Source organism: Vibrio sp. 10N.261.52.C2, assembly GCF_041471425.1.
In the GTDB taxonomy this organism is placed as follows: Bacteria; Pseudomonadota; Gammaproteobacteria; order Enterobacterales; family Vibrionaceae; genus Vibrio; species Vibrio crassostreae_C.
The window spans coordinates 44,008-61,279 of record NZ_JBFROH010000070.1; the positions used below are offsets into that span (position 1 = coordinate 44,008).

At 45.2% G+C, this 17,272-nt stretch carries 13 protein-coding genes; 8 read left to right on the forward strand and 5 right to left on the reverse strand.

Translation table 11 applies throughout. The annotated features are described in order from the left end of the window. Positions 1 to 94: 94 nt before the first annotated feature. From AB4307_RS20960 to AB4307_RS20970, 3 genes are all read left to right on the forward strand, one after another. Positions 95 to 949, forward strand: a complete 855-nt coding sequence (locus AB4307_RS20960; protein WP_086970395.1) for a phosphotransferase — start codon at positions 95 to 97, stop codon at positions 947 to 949. A gap of 108 nt (positions 950 to 1,057) precedes the next feature. Continuing rightward, positions 1,058 to 1,597, forward strand: coding sequence for an alpha/beta hydrolase YcfP (gene ycfP / locus AB4307_RS20965; protein WP_372133357.1), 540 nt, complete (start codon positions 1,058 to 1,060; stop codon positions 1,595 to 1,597). A gap of 511 nt (positions 1,598 to 2,108) precedes the next feature. Continuing rightward, positions 2,109 to 3,398, forward strand: a complete 1,290-nt coding sequence (locus tag AB4307_RS20970; protein WP_009847154.1) for an NAD(P)/FAD-dependent oxidoreductase — start codon at positions 2,109 to 2,111, stop codon at positions 3,396 to 3,398. Positions 3,399 to 3,508: 110 nt separating this feature from the next. Here the strand turns inward: AB4307_RS20970 and AB4307_RS20975 are convergent, their stop codons facing one another. The 4 genes from AB4307_RS20975 to AB4307_RS20990 form a co-directional block, all read right to left on the reverse strand. Then, positions 3,509 to 4,054, reverse strand: a complete 546-nt coding sequence (locus AB4307_RS20975) for a GNAT family N-acetyltransferase (protein ID WP_009847153.1) — start codon at positions 4,052 to 4,054, stop codon at positions 3,509 to 3,511. A 137-nt stretch (positions 4,055 to 4,191) separates the two neighbouring features. After that, positions 4,192 to 4,959, reverse strand: coding sequence for a peptidoglycan binding protein CsiV (locus AB4307_RS20980; protein WP_017065298.1), 768 nt, complete (start codon positions 4,957 to 4,959; stop codon positions 4,192 to 4,194). Positions 4,960 to 5,022: 63 nt separating this feature from the next. Beyond that, positions 5,023 to 8,484: a transcription-repair coupling factor gene (mfd, locus tag AB4307_RS20985; RefSeq protein WP_372133360.1), complete on the reverse strand. Its 3,462-nt coding sequence runs from the start codon at positions 8,482 to 8,484 to the stop codon at positions 5,023 to 5,025. A 6-nt stretch (positions 8,485 to 8,490) separates the two neighbouring features. Continuing rightward, the gene (locus tag AB4307_RS20990) at positions 8,491 to 9,060 is read right to left on the reverse strand and encodes a hypothetical protein (protein ID WP_017065300.1); all 570 of its coding nucleotides are present in this window, start codon (positions 9,058 to 9,060) and stop codon (positions 8,491 to 8,493) included. Positions 9,061 to 9,287: 227 nt separating this feature from the next. On the opposite strand from AB4307_RS20990, the gene lolC reads away from it, so the two are divergent. Genes lolC through lolE form a run of 3 tightly spaced genes read left to right on the forward strand, consistent with a single transcriptional unit; the run spans position 9,288 to position 12,426 of the window. After that, on the forward strand, positions 9,288 to 10,496 hold the full coding sequence (gene lolC / locus AB4307_RS20995) for a lipoprotein-releasing ABC transporter permease subunit LolC (RefSeq protein WP_372133363.1): 1,209 nt from the start codon (positions 9,288 to 9,290) through the stop codon (positions 10,494 to 10,496). Continuing rightward, positions 10,489 to 11,181: a lipoprotein-releasing ABC transporter ATP-binding protein LolD gene (gene lolD / locus AB4307_RS21000; protein WP_017060230.1), complete on the forward strand. Its 693-nt coding sequence runs from the start codon at positions 10,489 to 10,491 to the stop codon at positions 11,179 to 11,181. The genes lolC and lolD overlap by 8 nt, the downstream gene beginning before the upstream one ends. Further along, positions 11,182 to 12,426: a lipoprotein-releasing ABC transporter permease subunit LolE gene (gene lolE, locus AB4307_RS21005; protein ID WP_017072111.1), complete on the forward strand. Its 1,245-nt coding sequence runs from the start codon at positions 11,182 to 11,184 to the stop codon at positions 12,424 to 12,426. A gap of 205 nt (positions 12,427 to 12,631) precedes the next feature. Here lolE and AB4307_RS21010 read toward each other — a convergent pair whose 3' ends face one another. Continuing rightward, the gene (locus tag AB4307_RS21010; protein ID WP_017060232.1) at positions 12,632 to 13,144 is read right to left on the reverse strand and encodes a DUF2062 domain-containing protein; all 513 of its coding nucleotides are present in this window, start codon (positions 13,142 to 13,144) and stop codon (positions 12,632 to 12,634) included. Between the two features lie 17 nt (positions 13,145 to 13,161). Here AB4307_RS21010 and AB4307_RS21015 point away from each other — a divergent pair, with 17 nt between their 5' ends. Further along, positions 13,162 to 15,492: a DNA internalization-related competence protein ComEC/Rec2 gene (locus AB4307_RS21015; protein WP_372133366.1), complete on the forward strand. Its 2,331-nt coding sequence runs from the start codon at positions 13,162 to 13,164 to the stop codon at positions 15,490 to 15,492. Positions 15,493 to 15,523: 31 nt separating this feature from the next. Beyond that, positions 15,524 to 17,272 (forward strand): lipid A ABC transporter ATP-binding protein/permease MsbA, encoded by a 1,749-nt coding sequence (msbA, locus tag AB4307_RS21020; RefSeq protein WP_102321278.1) that lies wholly within the window; start codon positions 15,524 to 15,526, stop codon positions 17,270 to 17,272.

Consider the following 17,272-nt stretch of genomic DNA (forward strand, 5'->3'; position numbering starts at 1 on the left):
CTGTTTATGAAGAGACACTGGCTTTTGGTCAGTGTCTTTTTTGTAGGGAATGAAGGCGTTTATAGGGCAGTTAAGACGTTTATAGGGAGTAAATATGGCAATTTTTTCTTGGTCTGAGGCTAAGCTTCTTGATACCAGTTTGAGTTCGCTTGACGGTTACTTTTCTGAGCCTCCAGTTAGAGCTCAGACATTAACCGGCGGTTTGACCAATCGATGTTGGAAGTTGGTTGATGCCGATGGTACTGCGTATGTTTGGCGGCCAACCACACCTATCACCAAAGCGTTCTTCATCTCTCGTCATGAAGAGTACCAAGTGCTGTCTGCCATTGAGCGACTCGGTATCGGACCAAGCCCAATGGTAGTGAATGAGCAGGGGTTACTGGTTGAGTGGATTGCGGGTGAGACACTTTACGAAGATCTAGAACTCGATGACCTTTTGAAAACGCTGATCTCTGTTCATCTGGTTAATACTGCGCGATTACCACTGCAACCATTCAGTTTCACGGCGCGAGTCGACCATTACTGGCTGCAGCTTGATGCGATTCATAAGACCGAAGCCTGCACGCAGATTTATCAAGAGTGGCGCGTGGCTCCGAGTATTACCAATGTTGACCTGTCTTTGTGCCATTTTGACTTAGGTGGTTATAACCTAGTGAGAAACAGTGACGGCATTAAGATTATTGATTGGGAATACGCTGCGCTCGCAGACCCTAGGCTCGATTTAACATTAACCATTGCGGTTGCTGGCGTGCCAGTCACAGAAGCGGTTGAGAAGTACTGCCAGCTGCGAGGCATCCATGATGTTCAGCCGTGGCTTGACGGTGTTGAAGCATGGTTACCAAGAAGCCAAATGATGGCGATGCTGTGGTATTTACTTGCTCATCAGCTTTGGGGCGATGAAAGTTATCTGCGTGAAGCGGAGGCTCTGAGTCACACTTTATGTAGCTAGGATCACGTTTAGGAAGTGAAAAATATAATTTCTCAGCTGTTACCTTTAAAACCTTGTTTTTCGTGTTAGATTGATCAAAACGTACCAATATTCAACGGGGGAGGTACAATGATTATCTATCTACATGGCTTCGACTCAACAAGCCCGGGCAATCACGAAAAAATACTGCAGTTGCAATTCATTGATGATGACGTTCGTTTCATCAACTACAGTACTTTGCATCCAAAACACGATATGCAGCATCTGCTAAAAGAAGTGCATAAGGTGATAGAGCAATCCGATGATCCGCACCCCATTATTTGTGGTGTAGGTTTAGGTGGTTTTTGGTCTGAGCGTATTGGCTTCTTATGTGGGATTAAGCAGGTGGTGTTCAACCCTAATCTGCACCCTGAGAACAACATGGTAGGTCGAATTGACCGTCCAGAAGAGTACGAAGACATCGCAACTAAATGTGTTGCTCAGTACCGCATGAAAAACAAAGGACGCTGTTTAGTAGTGTTGTCTCGTGAAGACGAAATTCACGACAATACCAAAACAGCTGCCGCGCTAGAAGATTACTACGATGTAATCTGGGATGATAAAGAGAGTCATAAATTCAAAAAGATCTCTCAACATCTTCAAGCAATGAAAGCGTTCAAAAACGCTTAATCAATCCAGATGTTTTATAAAAGCAGTGCTCAATGAGTGCTGCTTTTTCACATCTGAATCTTAGAGATTGGTATTGATAAAGTAGTTGTATATGTTTTATCGGTCGGTTTGTGCATTTATAGATCAGTTTGCGCAAACGTTAACTAATTAGTCGCGAATCCTCATTGAGGGTAAGGATTTTTTTGTTGCGGTCATCTTTTTGCTATATATAATGTTCCCAAGCAAAATATTTTGACAAATATCAAAAAAAATTGAGAGCGAGTGAAAAAACTTGCCCATAATTTGTGTTCTGCCTCTCAGGTAGTCACTTTTTTATCCATGTGAGCAAAACAACAAACCAATATTTGTTGTTTGTAACCCCTCTAACTACTCGGTGAGCTGTCGTTATTCTTTTTCGCGGTAATCCAATTTGTAACAGCCTTCACATTCAAGGCCGAGTAGATACATAGAATTTATCGGTTGGAGTAATCGAGCCGAACCCCATTTATTCATTTTGTAGAGGATTGTCATTGTGACAAAAATTATCGTAGTAGGCGGTGGTGCTGGTGGTTTAGAACTAGCAACTAAGCTAGGCCGCACTTTAGGTCGTAAGAAACGTGCCCAGATCACTCTGGTAGACCGTAAAGCAAGCCACCTATGGAAACCATTACTTCATGAAGTAGCAACGGGCTCACTGGATGAAGGTGTTGATGCATTAAGCTACCGTGCGCACGCAAAAAACCATTACTTCGATTTCCAAATGGGCAGCCTGAACGACATCGATCGTGAGCGTAAAGTGATTGCACTAAGCGAACTTACAGACGAGCACGGTGAACTGCTGATGCCAAGCCGTGAACTTGAATACGATATTCTTGTGATGGCGCTAGGTTCTACGTCAAACGACTTCAACACTCCAGGCGTTCGTGACAACTGTATTTTCCTTGATAGTCCAGAGCAAGCACACCGTTTCCGTACAGAAATGAACAACCAGTTCTTAAAGCTTCACGCTAAGAACGGTCAAGGCACGGTAGACATCGCGATTGTTGGTGCTGGTGCAACAGGTGTAGAGCTTTCTGCAGAGCTACACAATGCAGTTAAAGAGCTTCGTACTTACGGCTTCGGCGACCTAGATTCAAGCAAGCTGAACGTAAACCTAGTTGAAGCGGGTGAGCGTATTCTTCCAGCGCTACCTCCTCGTATTTCAAGTGCAGCACACTCTGAGCTAACCAAGCTTGGTGTGAACGTTCGTACGAATACGATGGTGACTCAGGCGGATTCTGACGGCTTAACAACTAAAGATGGCGACAAGATCCCAGCTCAAATCATGGTATGGGCAGCAGGTATCAAAGCACCGGATTTCATGAAAGATATCGGTGGTCTTGAGACCAACCGTATCAACCAGTTGGTTGTGAAGAACACGCTGCAAACAACTTTGGATGACAACATCTTTGCTATCGGTGACTTGGCGCAATGTACACAAGCAGATGGTTCATTCGTTCCGCCACGTGCACAAGCGGCTCACCAAATGGCAAGCTGTGCATTCAGTAACATCATTGCTAAGTTGAACGGTCGTGACCTGAAAGACTACATCTACAAAGACAAAGGCTCACTAGTTTCACTAAGCCGTTTCTCTACGGTAGGTAGCTTGATGGGTAACCTGACAAAAGGTTCGATGATGGTTGAAGGTCGTATTGCTCGTGTGGTTTACATCTCTTTGTACCGCATGCACCAGATGGCGCTTCACGGCTTAATCAAAACATCACTGATGATGCTGGTTGGTCGTATTAACCGTGTACTTCGTCCAAACCTAAAGCTTCACTAATCAGGTAAGCCTTTAAGGTCATTACGCTGATAATAAAAAAGAGCTCTTCGGAGCTCTTTTTTGATCGTGTCGATTATGTACTATCGCAGGTGTGGAACTCATTTATGCTGTTAAGACGTTGGAGGCAGCACAGAATAAACCACGCCATCTTTGGGCTTACCGTTAAACAGAAATCGATTCTTGGCAATGGTTTCTCGCTCAGCGCCACACTTCTCTATCAACTTTTGGCTGGGTAGGTTCTCGGTATCGCAGACAATCTCCAAACGCGTTAACTTGAGTTGCGCGAAGCAAAATTCAAATAGGGCGAGCATTGCTTCTTTGGCGATCCCTCTCCTTTGAAAGTCATCACCGACCCAATAACCTAAACTCGCCATATTAAAGGTGTGGTAAAGTTCATTAATGGCAACCATACCGACTAACTTATCGCTTTTTCGTTCAAAGATGCCAAAGCCAAACGCATCGGCTTTGACCCAGTTTAAGCGAGTCGCCAGAATAAATTTCTCGGCTTCGACGATAGAAAACTCGCTATGACACCAGTCGACCCATGGCAACAAGCTAGGGGAGGACTTAACCAGCTGAGAAAATTCTTGAGCATCTGAGGCCTCAATGATTTTAAGGCTAAGATTTTGTGTATTGATCTGAAATTCAGGGCTCATAGGACGTACCAAGTAACGTGTAAGTACTGAACAAAGAGAGTCAGTACAGAATAAAGATAGATAGCACTTAATAAAACGCCCTCACTAGGAGGGCGGATTGAATTATTTGTATAATTATAGCCGAATCGGCAAGTAACTTACTGCGCTACACGTCTAACTTGAATCACCATTCCAAGAAGTGGGTGGTCAAGGTAATGAGTTTCTGTACTACGCATACGACGTTTTTGGTCCATGCGGTAGCTCTTAAGGAACTCTTGGACTTCAACCGTCGGAGAAATTTCAGTTAGGTTGCCCACTTGGACGTTGCTTTCTGCGCCACTTACTGGTGAATCTAGCTCAATTTGTTGCTCTTGTAGAGTCACTTCACGAACGCTTGGCGCTTTTAAGTCCAAGGTCGTTTCAGCGTATAGGTAGTGCTGAACGTAGATTTGCAGCTTGCCGTCTAATTCGTAGAGTGGCTTATCAATGGTTTCTTCTTGGAACCCATCAGCGCTGCCTGCAGTGATTGCGCCTTTTTCAGAGCCATCAGCATTAAACTGTTTAGAGAAATCTTTACCTGCTTGAATATGGAAAACAGGTGCAGAGCTCTTACCTTGGTCGCCTTGACGCCAAGCGGTATGCATCAGAACTTCAAAGCCAGCGTGTTTACGTAGCTTGTCTTTCTGAGGCGTTAACTTGTATTCCGAGTAAGGTAGCATTTGAACGCCTTTCTTTGCTCGGTATTGGGTATCTTGAAATGAACCAACGCGTTCAAGTGAAATCTTAGGCTGTGTATTTGGCCAAGATTCGTTCACCTTCTCTGCATCAACAGCGCGCTTAAAAATGATCACTTCTATATCAAATTGTCTCTGCGCCAAACTTGGCAGTGAGACGAACAATAGTAGCAGTGGGATCAGTCTTTTCATTTTTACTCCGTCTTCCAGCCGAACTACCGGCTGGATAATTTATATGTGCAAGTGGATTGGGTCTTATGCTGAAGGCAGCAAGTTTTGTCTGAATTCGCCCAATAAATCACTAACAAATTGAATTCGTTTCCGTCTGTCGACCAATGGTATCGTAAACTTGAACTTTGTTGGTCCTTCCATTGAAAACTTTTGCGGTTGAGATTGCAACAGTTTAACAAGGTAGGCCGGGTTTATGTCAGCATCCGGGTAGAATTCTAAGAATCCACCCTTATCGTGGGCTTCAATTTTCTTCGCTTTGATAGACGCTGCGGCTAATTTTAGCTCAGAAACTGACAACAAGCTTTTGGTTGCATCAGGTAGAAGGCCGAAGCGATCAATCAGCTCGACTTTCAACTCTGCCAATTCATCGGTGTCACTCACACTCGCTATACGTTTGTACGTTGATAAACGCGTGTTGATGTCTGGGATGTAGTCATCTGGTAATAGTGCAGGCAGGCGCATCTCAATTTCAGTTTGTTCACGCAGTAGGTCATCAAGCGATGGCTCTCGGCCTTCTTTCAATGCTTCAACCGCTTGTTCAAGCATCTCCATGTACAAGGTGAAACCAACCGACTGGATTTGACCACTCTGTTCATCACCCAACAACTCACCTGCACCACGAATCTCTAAATCGTGAGTTGCTAAGGTAAAGCCCGCGCCCAAGTCTTCGAGTGAAGCTATCGCATCCAATCGCTTGATCGCATCTTTGGTCATTGCTTTAGGGTGTGGCGTTAACAAGTAAGCATAAGCTTGGTGGTGCGAACGACCTACACGACCACGTAATTGGTGCAGCTGTGCTAAACCAAGGTTATCGGCTCTATCCATCAAGATGGTATTTGCCGTTGGTACATCGATACCGGTTTCAATGATGGTTGTACAAACCAGTAAGTTGAAGCGCTGGTGGTAGAAGTCATTCATGATGCGTTCCAGTTCGCGCTCACGCATCTGGCCATGAGCCACGGTAACACGCGCTTCTGGAATCAACTTCTGTAGTGACTCTGCTGTTTTCTCAATCGTGTCGACTTGGTTGTGCAGGAAGTAAACCTGACCACCACGCATGATTTCACGAAGTACTGCTTCTCTTACGATGGCATCATCACTCTCGCGAACGAAGGTTTTAATTGCCAAGCGTCGTGCGGGTGGTGTAGCGATGATCGAAAGGTCACGCATACCACTCATTGCCATGTTCAGCGTTCGCGGAATAGGCGTTGCAGTAAGCGTTAGAATATCGACATCCGCACGCATCGCTTTCACTTTCTCTTTCTGACGCACACCAAATCGGTGTTCTTCATCGACAACCAGCAAGCCAAGGTCTTTAAACTTAATATCACTCGAAAGCAGCTTGTGAGTCCCGACTAGGATATCCACTTTACCGTCGGCGACATCTTGCATGATTAGTTTTTGCTCTTTAGCTGATTTGAATCGGGATAGAACCTCAACACGAATCGGCAAGTTGGCGAAACGGTCACGGAAGTTTTCGAAGTGTTGCTGAGCAAGTAGAGTAGTAGGAACTAAAACCGCTACTTGTTTGCTGTTGTCGGTACAAACGAATGCTGCACGCATCGCGACTTCGGTTTTACCAAAGCCAACATCACCACACACCAAACGGTCCATGGCTTTGGCTTGGCACATATCAGACATAACAGCATTGATGGCCATCGCTTGGTCATCGGTTTCTTCAAACGGGAAGCCAGATTTGAAAGTCGCGTATTGGCCGCGGTCGAGTACAAACTTGTAGCCAGGTTTAAGCTCACGCTTGGCGTAAACATCCAGCAGCTCTGCAGCAACGTCACGTACTTTTTCAGCGGCACGCTTACGCGCTTTTTGCCACGCCTCACCACCTAGTTTGTGTAGCGGTGCAGACTCTTCGGCGCCACCAGAGTAACGTCCAATAAGGTTCAAAGACGCAACGGGCACGTACAGCTTGGCATCGTTTTGGTACTCAAGTGTCACGTATTCGGTTTTCATGCCACCGGCTTCGAGTGTCTGCAAGCCGATGTAGCGACCAATACCGTGGTCAATGTGCACTACAGGTTGACCTGGTTTAAGTTCGGCTAAGTGACGAATGACAGTGTCGCTGTTAACACTTTTTTTGTCTTTCTTACGGCGCTGAACAACGCGATCACCCAACAGGTCGCTTTCACAGATAAGGGCGATGTTTTGCTCTTCATGGATAAAACCGTGTTCAGCAGAGCCAAGGATGAGGCTGAACTTGTCTTTGCCTTTAATTGAGGCATCGAGGTTTTCAACTTCGCTTGGTCGTACTTTAATACCACGAAGCAGTTCACTCAGCGCTTCACGACGACCTTCTGATTCAACCGAAAAGACCACTTTTCCTTCGAAGGCTTCAGTGAACTTTCTTAGGTTTGCGAGTGGTTCTTTATTCTGATGCTGAACACTGAGATCAGGAAGAGACACAACCGGAAGGTTGGTACGTCCAGCTTTCTCTTCAATTGAATCTAAGCTCAGATTGACTTGTGGCTTCTGTTTGAAGTGTGCGAACAGCTCGTCTTTCTTCAACCACAGTTGTTCAGGCGTGAGAAGTGGCCGTAATGGGTCAACACCGCGCTGTTCGTATCGGTGAGCGACATCAGTAAGGAACGAATCAACCGCGGTTTCTACGTCACCCAGAACCAAGAGTTGCGCTTCATCGGCAACATAGTCAAACAGTGTTTCTGTGTGATCGAAGAATAGAGGCTGCCAGTACTCAATACCCGCAGGCCATGTGCCTTTAGATACCTGCATGTAAACTGACTCTGGTTCACGGCGGGCATCAAACTGTTGGCGCCAGCGAATACGGAAGTCTTCAATCGCCGTTTCCGAGGTTGGGAATTCGTGCGCTGGTAACAGGCGGATCTCAGAGATGTCTTCAATAGAACGCTGGTTTTCAGGATCGAAAGTACGAATAGTGTCGATTTCGTCATCGAAAAAATCGATTCGATACGGGTCTTTACTGCCCATTGGGAACAGATCGAGAATAGAGCCACGGCTTGCGTATTCACCGGGGCCAAACACTTGGTCAACGTAACGATAGCCTGACTTTTCAAGCTGTAGACGCAGTTTCTCTAAAGAGTAGAGATCGCCCGTTTTCACCATTAACGTGTGTTGTAGCAAAAAGTCACGCGGTGACTGGCGTTGCAATAACGTGCTGATCGGAACGATCGTGATGCCATCTTTTAGTGTTGGCAGTGCGTAAAGGCGTGCGATACGATCTGAGATGATCTCTTGGTGCGGCGAGAAGCTATCGTATGGCAGCGTTTCCCAGTCAGGGAATAATGCGACTTCATGTGCCGTAAACTGTTCAATTTCAGATTGAAGCTTAAGCGCCACTTGTGGGTCGGGTACAGCCAAGACGGTATGGCTGTTGTGTTGCTCTGCGAGTTTGGCAATGGCAAGAGCGAGAGACGAACCGACTAGGTTACCGATGTGCTTTTTGTCACCGGCACCTTTAAGTTTAGGTAGTGTAAATATGGATTTTTTGGTCATGTTAATTTACTTGTTATCTCGGTCTAGAGAGCGTTGACGCAAGAGTTTCTGTTGTTGATAAAGTGCCGCTTTAATGAGCAGGTCTTGGTCGGTATCGCGAAGATGAGCGTATTTAAATTTGATTTCGAAACCTGAGTCTTTCGCCTCGCTAGCAAATACTTCTGCGTAGCAATAAATGGCTGCAGCTGGGTGCTCTAGAAAAAGTTTGGCTTTTACTAAGCGACCCGGTTCGATGTCTGCTTTTGAAAAGCAGGAAAACTGACTCGCACCAAATGAATAGGTGTGAGTGCGAAATTTCTCATCATCTTGCTGCGATAACATAAAGCTCAACAAGAGGTTTAATTTTGAGTTTTGTGCATCCAATAAACTGGTGACATTCTTCAAGTCGCTGTTTTTCAGTTCCGCTCGAGCGCTGTCAGCTAACAGATCCAATTGGCTAAATTCACTTGCCACCACAAATGGTGCTGGGATCTCAGATTCGAATTGAATTTGAGAAGGTAAAGTGAAGCCGCTGTCCATTGGTTCAATATTAGCGGTAAGGCTATGGTGAACGGTGAAAAACTCTTGTTCTGTCATGCGTTAGTTCCTTGAAGTGATCTATTGATTATCGCTATGTGGCCACAGTAATCAAGGTCAGTTAATTGAAAGTCTCAAATAGTTGTTTGAAATTTGGCTATTTGACAAGGTTCTGTTTTTCAAGCCTAACTAATTGAGTTAATTCACTCTATATTTTCAATTAACCCCTACACAGTAACAGCAATACCCGTTACATTAACCCGCATCCCCTTTAGATGGTTCAAAGTATGTTTCATCCTATTTCGTTGTTTGTTGGCCTACGCTATTTGAAAGGCCGTTCAGGTGATCGCTTTAGCCGTTTTGTTTCTTATATGTCGACGGCAGGTATCACCATTGGTGTGCTGTCTTTGGTTACTGTTTTATCGGTAATGAATGGATTCGAAGCGCAGTTAAAAGACCGAATTCTTGGAGTTCTTCCTCAAGCGGTGGTTTATGAGCAAGGTGGCACCACTTCTCTTTTTGCCCAAGCGCCTAATTTTGCAGAGCAAATCTCGCTTAATGGTCACGTTGAACCGATTGTCCGCAGTGAGGCAGTGATTCAGAGCCCTGCTCAGCTTTCTGCTGGCCTTTTGATTGGCATCCAACCCAATTCTGATGATCCACTTCAAGACCACTTAATCGCGGGTCGCTTGTCTTCACTTCAAGCTGGGCAATATCAGCTGTTTCTTGGTCATACTCTGGCGAGAAACCTAAAAGTATCGATGGGCGACAAAGTTCGTCTAATGGTGACCAGCGCGAGTCAATACACACCATTGGGGCGTATTCCTAGCCAACGTAATTTCACCGTAGCTGGTATCTTTAATACGGGCTCGGATATTGATGCCCAACTTATGGTGACGGATATCCAAGATGCTGGGCGTTTGATGCGTTATAAGTCAGACACCATTTCAGGTTGGCGACTGTTTTTTGAAGACCCATTTGAAGTCGCGGAACTATCGAACCAACCCTTACCTGATGGATGGTTGTGGAGCGATTGGCGTGACCAACGTGGCGAGCTGTTCCAAGCGGTTCGTATGGAGAAAAACATGATGGGTTTAATGCTTGGGCTTATCATCGGTGTTGCTGCTTTCAATATTATCTCAGCACTTATCATGGTGGTGATGGAGAAGCAGTCTGAAGTCGCGATTCTTAAGACCCAAGGCATGACTGATGGTCAAGTCATGGGGATCTTCATGGTTCAAGGCGCAAGTAGTGGCGTGATTGGTGCGCTCTCTGGTGGTGTGTTAGGCGTTGCTCTAGCGATGAACCTTAATACTATTTTAGAGGCGATGGGTGTTGCTCTATTCTCGTTTGGTGGTCAGTTACCTATTTTGATTAACCCAATTCAAATCGCTGTTGTTGTGGTTCTGGCTATTGCACTTAGCCTGATTGCCACTGTATTCCCTTCTTATCGTGCATCGTCTGTGAAACCTGCTGAGGCCCTTCGTTATGAGTAATTTTCTTCAATGTAATGATATCCGTAAAACGTACCGTGAAGGCTCGTTAGATACTGAGGTGCTCAAGGGAGTCAGCTTTGACATCGAAAAGGGTGAGCTAGTAGCAATCATCGGTACCTCTGGCTCGGGCAAAAGTACCTTACTGCATATCTTAGGCGCATTAGACGATGCTTCTGCGGGCAGTGTGAGTTTTCTTGGCCAGGACTTAGCATCTTTGAGTTCGAATAAGCAGGCGAAGCTTCGCAACCAGCATCTTGGCTTTGTGTATCAGTTCCATCATCTTCTATCTGACTTTTCAGCTTTAGAAAACGTGGCGATGCCGTTATTGATTGGCGGCGAAAAGCCCGCTAAAGCAAAGCAAGAAGCACAACGTTTGTTGGACAAAGTTGGATTGAGTCACCGCGTGGACCACCGACCTTCAGAGCTTTCTGGTGGCGAGAGGCAACGTGTGGCGATTGCTCGTGCATTGGTGAATAAGCCTGCGCTAGTGTTGGCGGATGAACCAACCGGTAACCTTGACCATAACACCGCACTGTCTATTTACGACTTAATGCGTGAACTGAACCGTGAATACGATACTGCCTTTTTGGTCGTGACTCACGATGGTGAACTTGCCGGTAAGATGGATCGCCAACTTCACATGCAAGATGGTTTACTGGTCAACGTAGAAAAAGAGGAGAGCTAAGTGTTTTCCTCTTTATCTCTATTGATAGGCGGCCGATTTAGCCGTGCGAAACAACGAGACAAGATGGTGTCGTTCATCTCATTGTCTTCGACGATTGGTATTGCGGTTGGTGTCGCGGTGATCATTATCGGCTTATCTGCGATGAATGGCTTTGAGCGAGAGCTTCAATCACGAGTACTTTCTGTCATTCCTCATGGTGAATTTGAAGGCGTGAATGAGCCTGTGACTCGTTGGGAGCACGTGATTGAGGAGTCGGTTAAGCACGATAAAGTCGTTGCTGCTGCGCCTTATGTGAAAATTACTGCGCTTGCTGAAAAGGGCAAAGAACTCAAAGCAATTGAAGTTCGCGGCGTTGATCCGCAGCTAGAACAACAGGTATCAAGCCTATCGAGTTTTATCGATAAGCAAGCTTGGAGCGAGTTTAAGGCAGGGCAACAACAGATCATTTTGGGTTCTGGTGTAGCGAATGTGCTGGGTGCGAAAGTCGGTGATTATCTGACTTTGATGATTCCGACGGTAAACGGTTCTGTGAAGGTTCAGGCACCAAAACGTGTTCGAGTGAAAGTGGTTGGCTTGCTGACGCTTAATGGTCAGATAGATCACAGTTTGGCGCTAATCCCGATTGGTGATGCTCAGGTCTACGCAAACTTAGGTGAGGCGGTAACTGGGGTTTCTTTGAAAGTGACCGATGTGCTGAACGCGAACTCTATTGTGCGTGAAGTGGGCAATCAGCTTGATGTGTATGTGTATCTACGAAGCTGGCAGCAGAAGTTTGGTTTCTTGTATCGAGATATCCAACTCGTTCGTACCATCATGTATCTGGTGATGGTACTGGTTATTGGTGTGGCTTGTTTCAATATTGTCTCGACGCTAATGATGGCAGTAAAAGACAGAGCATCAGAGATCGCGATTTTAAGAACCATGGGTGCATCAGACGGCCTTGTGAAGCGCATCTTTGTTTGGCAGGGCGTATTCTCAGGCGTGTTAGGCAGTTTAGTGGGCAGTGCAATAGGTGTGCTAGTCGCTCTTAATCTCACGACACTAATCAAAGGACTTGAAAAGTTGGTCGATCACCAGTTCTTGTCCGGTGATATCTATTTTGTCGACTTCTTGCCATCACAACTTGATATGACGGATGTTGTTGTGGTTTCCGGCACTGCGATTGTGCTGAGTTTACTGGCGACATGGTACCCAGCATCACGCGCGGCGAAGTTGAATCCAGCCTCAGTGCTGAGTTCTAAATAGCATTCGCCTAAATAACAGGCCGTCAGTTTTCAGTCGATACAAAAAAGGATCCCAGTGGGATCCTTTTTTATTGAATTCAATTCGTGTTCTTTACGACTTTCGTTACATGCCAATCTTGCAGAGGTAAGTAGCTCATCCGATTTTAACTTGTGTACGTTTTAAGTGAAGCGCATACAAGGTTAGATTGAATAACAAGAAATGGCGTTCAGTGCCTTGCTTGTCGCTTCTTCCAACTTCTTACTACTGAGTAGCGCCATAAACCGCGAATACCAAAGTAGCCAATCATTGCTGAAACCACGCCACAAATCAGACAACCCAATAAGAACGGAGGCCCTATAGTGCTCATTTGCGCCAAGATGAAGTCCCAAGACAATTCGAAATGGAAGGCTTGCGGTGGCACATGCATAACAAACGCCCCGACTTTATAAGCAAAGTAGAAGAGAACAGGCATGGTAACCGGGTTACTGATCCAAACAAGTGCGACAGCTAAAGGCAGGTTAACGCCACATGCGACAGCAAGGCCTGCAGACATAATCATTTGACTTGGTAGAGGGACAAACGCCATGAATAACCCAACAGCAAACGCGCCAGCCGCAGAGCGACGATTAAGGCACCATAAGTTGGGGTTGTACAAAACATTGCCAAAAACTTTCAATGCTTTCTGACGCTTGATTAGATCATGGTCAGGCATAAATCGTTTGATAAACTTTCTTGGCATAGGAGGAAGCTACTCTCTTGTTTAACACTTGGTTCTTGATTTCATTTGCTGCGACAGTTGTGTCTGCCAGCTTCTGGCCTGTGATGCCACATTGGGTTTGGGCACCATTGATGCTGTTGTTACTGCTAGCACCAACAAAGTATAGCGTTTTCCGGAGTGCAAGAGGTCCAGTAACAGCATTGATACTAGTTATCTGCCTAGGGAATGCGATTGAAATACAAACGAGTCGCTTATTCCAATCAGGGCAGAATACTACCATAAATGCGTCGGTTGTTAGCCTTTTTAGTGAAAATAGCCACGGTTTTGAAAGCGTAATAGTAGTCAGATCAATTGGCGGCGAAAAATTAATCTTTCCTCAATTGATAAAATTGCGTTTGTTTACTCCTTTCAAGCTAACGCTTGGAGATGATGTCTATTTATCGGCCTCAATAAAGCCGATATGGGGCAAACTCAACGAAGCCGGCTTTGACCGAGAAAAGTACTTGTTTAGTGCTGGCGTGGTTGCCAATGCAACTTACAGAGCAGATACCAAGTACCGAATTCATTCTAGCACCAACTTACGCGCCCAATGGTTTGAAGCCAGCCTTGAAAGGTTAAGTCTGCTGGCAAATCAAGATCTCATTATCGCTTTGAGTTTTGGATATCGAGACCTTATTCCGCCTCAGCGGTGGGATATGCTTAAAAGCAGTGGCCTGATTCACTTGATGGCTATTTCGGGGCTGCATATTGGGATTGCCTTTGGTATCGGCTATCAGATTGGCAAGATATTAAGGTTACTTTCCCCTTCATTTCTTTGGTTACCTACAATATTCGGGCTCGGCTTGGCGTATTTCTATAGTTGGTTTGCTGGATTCACGCTGCCAACTTTGAGAGCTTTGGTGATGTGCGTTATCGCGAGTTATTTCTTGTGGCGTGGGCAAAATATCAGTTTGCTTCGGTATGTTACTTTAAGTGTGTGCGTGGTTCTGCTGATTTGGCCGTTTTCAGCTTTGTCGAGCAGTTTTTGGTTGTCCTTTGGTGCATTGGGCGCTGTTTTCTATATCGCCTGTAATACTCAGCGCTCAGCTTCAAGCTTTACATTTATCGACTACGCACTCCAACTTATTAAGCTTCAACTGATGCTGACATTCCTTATCGCGCCTTCCTCGATGTTGTTTTTCAAAGGAGTCAGTTTAGTCTCTGTTTTCTACAACTTGTTCCTTTTGCCTTGGGTATCGATGGTGACGATCCCGCTGTTGTTTCTGGCAATGTTTCTAAGCTTAATATCGGAGTCAGTGTCTGGCGTGGTTGGTATAACAGCGCTAGAAAATGATTTGGTCAGTCAGCTGTGGAAGTTAGTCGACTTATCGCTTGAGCCTCTCGTATTTAGTCTTCCTTTCTCTGAGCGATTTTGGATCCAAGTCGATAATCAGACGATTGCATTATCAGTATTCCTTATCTTGTTTTTGAGCTTTGTTAGTCGGTATTTCAAGCGAACATTATCGATATTGGTAACTGCAGTGTTTGTGCTGTGGTGGGAGTTCAGCAAACCCCAGCAAGACAAACTAACTATTGATATCTTGGATGTTGGGCATGGGTTGTCTTTGGTCTTGGAAAAGAACAATCAGATTGTTGTTTATGATCTTGGCAATGCGTGGCCAGGAGGCTCGGTTGTTGAGTCTTTGTTGATTCCTACTTTGAATCAGCGGGGGATTTATGAATTAGAAGGCGTGATTGTGAGTCATTTCGATTCTGACCATGCTGGTGGTTATCCGGCATTACTTGAGAACTATACGCCAAAGTGGATAAGAACCAGTCAGAACATTATTCAAGAACGCCAATCTATCACTCAAGGCCCGTCTAATATTCAAACATGTACTATTGGAGAGGTTTGGAACTGGCAAGATGTTGTTTTTGAGGTGTTGTGGCCGCCTAAGCAAGTAAAGAGGGCGTATAACCCACATTCGTGTGTGGTCAAGATCTCAGATCATAGTGCTGATTTCTCAATGTTGCTCACTGGTGATATTGAACTGGTAAGTGAGTGGTTACTTGCTCGTGAAGGAGAACAGCTAAGGAGTGATGTTATGTTGGTTCCGCATCATGGCAGCGATTCGTCATCGATTAAGTCGTTTATTGAGGCGGTGTCTCCTCAGCTGGCGATAGCTTCTCTTGCCAAAGGCAACCAGTGGGGAATGCCGAGTGAGTTTGTTATTGAACGTTATCAGGAAGCGGGGAGTACTTGGCTAGATACTGGAGAAAGCGGACAAATAACCATCACTCTTAGCAAAGAAGGTTGGCAATATCATGCGATTAGAGAACAACAAGGCGGGCAGTGGTATAGGCAGATGCTCCGTAAGGGAGTAGAATAGATAGATTATTGTGAGAAAATTAAGCGATTCTATGTCAACACAAACAGATGAAACTACCTGGGTCACATTTAAAAGACTTTGGACTTATATTCGATTATATAAGGCCGGCCTAGGTGTTGCGGTAATTGCGCTTATTATAAATGCCGTTTCTGATACCTATATGATTTCCTTACTAAAGCCGTTACTTGATGAAGGCTTTGGTAATGCTGAATCTGACTTTTTACGTACACTTCCACTTATTATCTTTGCCATGATGTTCGTTCGTGGCGTCAGTGGCTTTGTTTCAACCTATTGCTTGAGTTGGGTCTCTGGCAATGTGGTGATGGAAATTCGTCGTAAGATTTTCAGCCATTTCATGCACATGCCTGTTTCTTTCTTCGATAAAGAACAGACAGGCGCATTGCTATCTCGAATTACTTACGATTCAGAGCAAGTGTCTGCAGCAACCAGTAAAGCGTTAGTCAGTATTGTCCGTGAAGGTGCAAGTATTATTGGCTTGTTGACGCTGATGTTCTGGAATAGTTGGCAGTTATCTTTGGTGTTATTTGCTGTAGCGCCTTTGGTTGCGTGGGCGATCAGTATCGTATCGAAGCGATTCAGAAAGATCTCTAAGAACATGCAAACTAGCATGGGTCACGTTGCTTCTTCAGCTGAACAAATGCTGAAAGGGCATAAAGTGGTTCTAACTTACGGTGGTCAAGATCTAGAAAAACACCGCTTTGATAAAGTTAGTAACCAAATGCGCCAACAAAGCATGAAGTTAATCACTGCTCAAGCGGCCGCTAACCCGATTATTCAAATGATCGCATCAGTTGCGATTGTTGTTGTTCTATTCCTTGCTAGTGTCGATTCTATTAAAGCCGAGCTTACTCCTGGTACGTTTACCGTTGTCTTCTCTGCAATGTTTGGTCTATTACGTCCGCTAAAGGCGTTAACTAACGTAACGTCTGAATTCCAACGTGGTATGGCTGCGAGTACGACTCTATTTGGCTTGATGGATCTAGATACCGAGCAAAACAAAGGAACGTTGAAACCTGAAACTGTAACGGGTGAAGTTGCAGTAAAAGATGTCACGTTTACTTATGACGGTGCAGAAAAACCAGCACTTGATAAGGTCAGCTTTAATATACCGAAAGGTAAAACGGTTGCGCTTGTTGGGCGATCGGGTTCGGGTAAGAGTACCATTGCCAACCTATTTACTCGTTTTTATGACGTAGACTCTGGTTCAATTGAGCTTGATGGCCACGACATTCGTGATTACGAATTGAGAAATCTGCGTGAGCACTTTGCGCTCGTTTCTCAAAATGTACATCTGTTTAACGATACGGTGGCTAACAACATCGCTTACGCAGCAGAAGAACAGTATTCACGTGAACAGATCGAATACGCGGCTAAGCTTGCTCATGCAAGTGAGTTTATCGATGGTATGGAAAATGGCATTGATACGGTTGTGGGCGAGAATGGCGCGAGTCTATCTGGTGGTCAAAGACAGCGTATTGCGATTGCACGAGCGCTATTGAGAGATGCACCGGTTTTGATTCTTGATGAGGCAACGTCTGCACTGGATACAGAGTCAGAGAGAGCTATTCAATCTGCACTAGAAGAACTGCAGAAAGACAAAACAGTATTAGTTATCGCACACAGACTCTCTACCATCGAGCAAGCTGATGAAATTCTAGTGGTTGATGATGGACATATTGTAGAAAGGGGCGCACATGCTGAGCTAATCGCGCATGATGGTGCTTATGCACAATTACACCGAATTCAGTTCAGCGGATAA

Bases quoted from the DNA above. Each gene is read 5' to 3' on its own strand.
- AB4307_RS21010 (WP_017060232.1), bottom strand. From the start codon at position 13,144: ATGCCAAGAAAGTTTATCAAACGATTTATGCCTGACCATGATCTAATC.
- ycfP (WP_372133357.1), top strand. From the start codon at position 1,058: ATGATTATCTATCTACATGGCTTCGACTCAACAAGCCCGGGCAATCAC.
- AB4307_RS20975 (WP_009847153.1), bottom strand. From the start codon at position 4,054: ATGAGCCCTGAATTTCAGATCAATACACAAAATCTTAGCCTTAAAATC.
- lolC (WP_372133363.1), top strand. From the start codon at position 9,288: ATGTTTCATCCTATTTCGTTGTTTGTTGGCCTACGCTATTTGAAAGGC.
- mfd (WP_372133360.1), bottom strand. From the start codon at position 8,484: ATGACCAAAAAATCCATATTTACACTACCTAAACTTAAAGGTGCCGGT.
- lolD (WP_017060230.1), top strand. From the start codon at position 10,489: ATGAGTAATTTTCTTCAATGTAATGATATCCGTAAAACGTACCGTGAA.
- AB4307_RS20980 (WP_017065298.1), bottom strand. From the start codon at position 4,959: ATGAAAAGACTGATCCCACTGCTACTATTGTTCGTCTCACTGCCAAGT.
- AB4307_RS20990 (WP_017065300.1), bottom strand. From the start codon at position 9,060: ATGACAGAACAAGAGTTTTTCACCGTTCACCATAGCCTTACCGCTAAT.
- AB4307_RS20960 (WP_086970395.1), top strand. From the start codon at position 95: ATGGCAATTTTTTCTTGGTCTGAGGCTAAGCTTCTTGATACCAGTTTG.
- msbA (WP_102321278.1), top strand. From the start codon at position 15,524: ATGTCAACACAAACAGATGAAACTACCTGGGTCACATTTAAAAGACTT.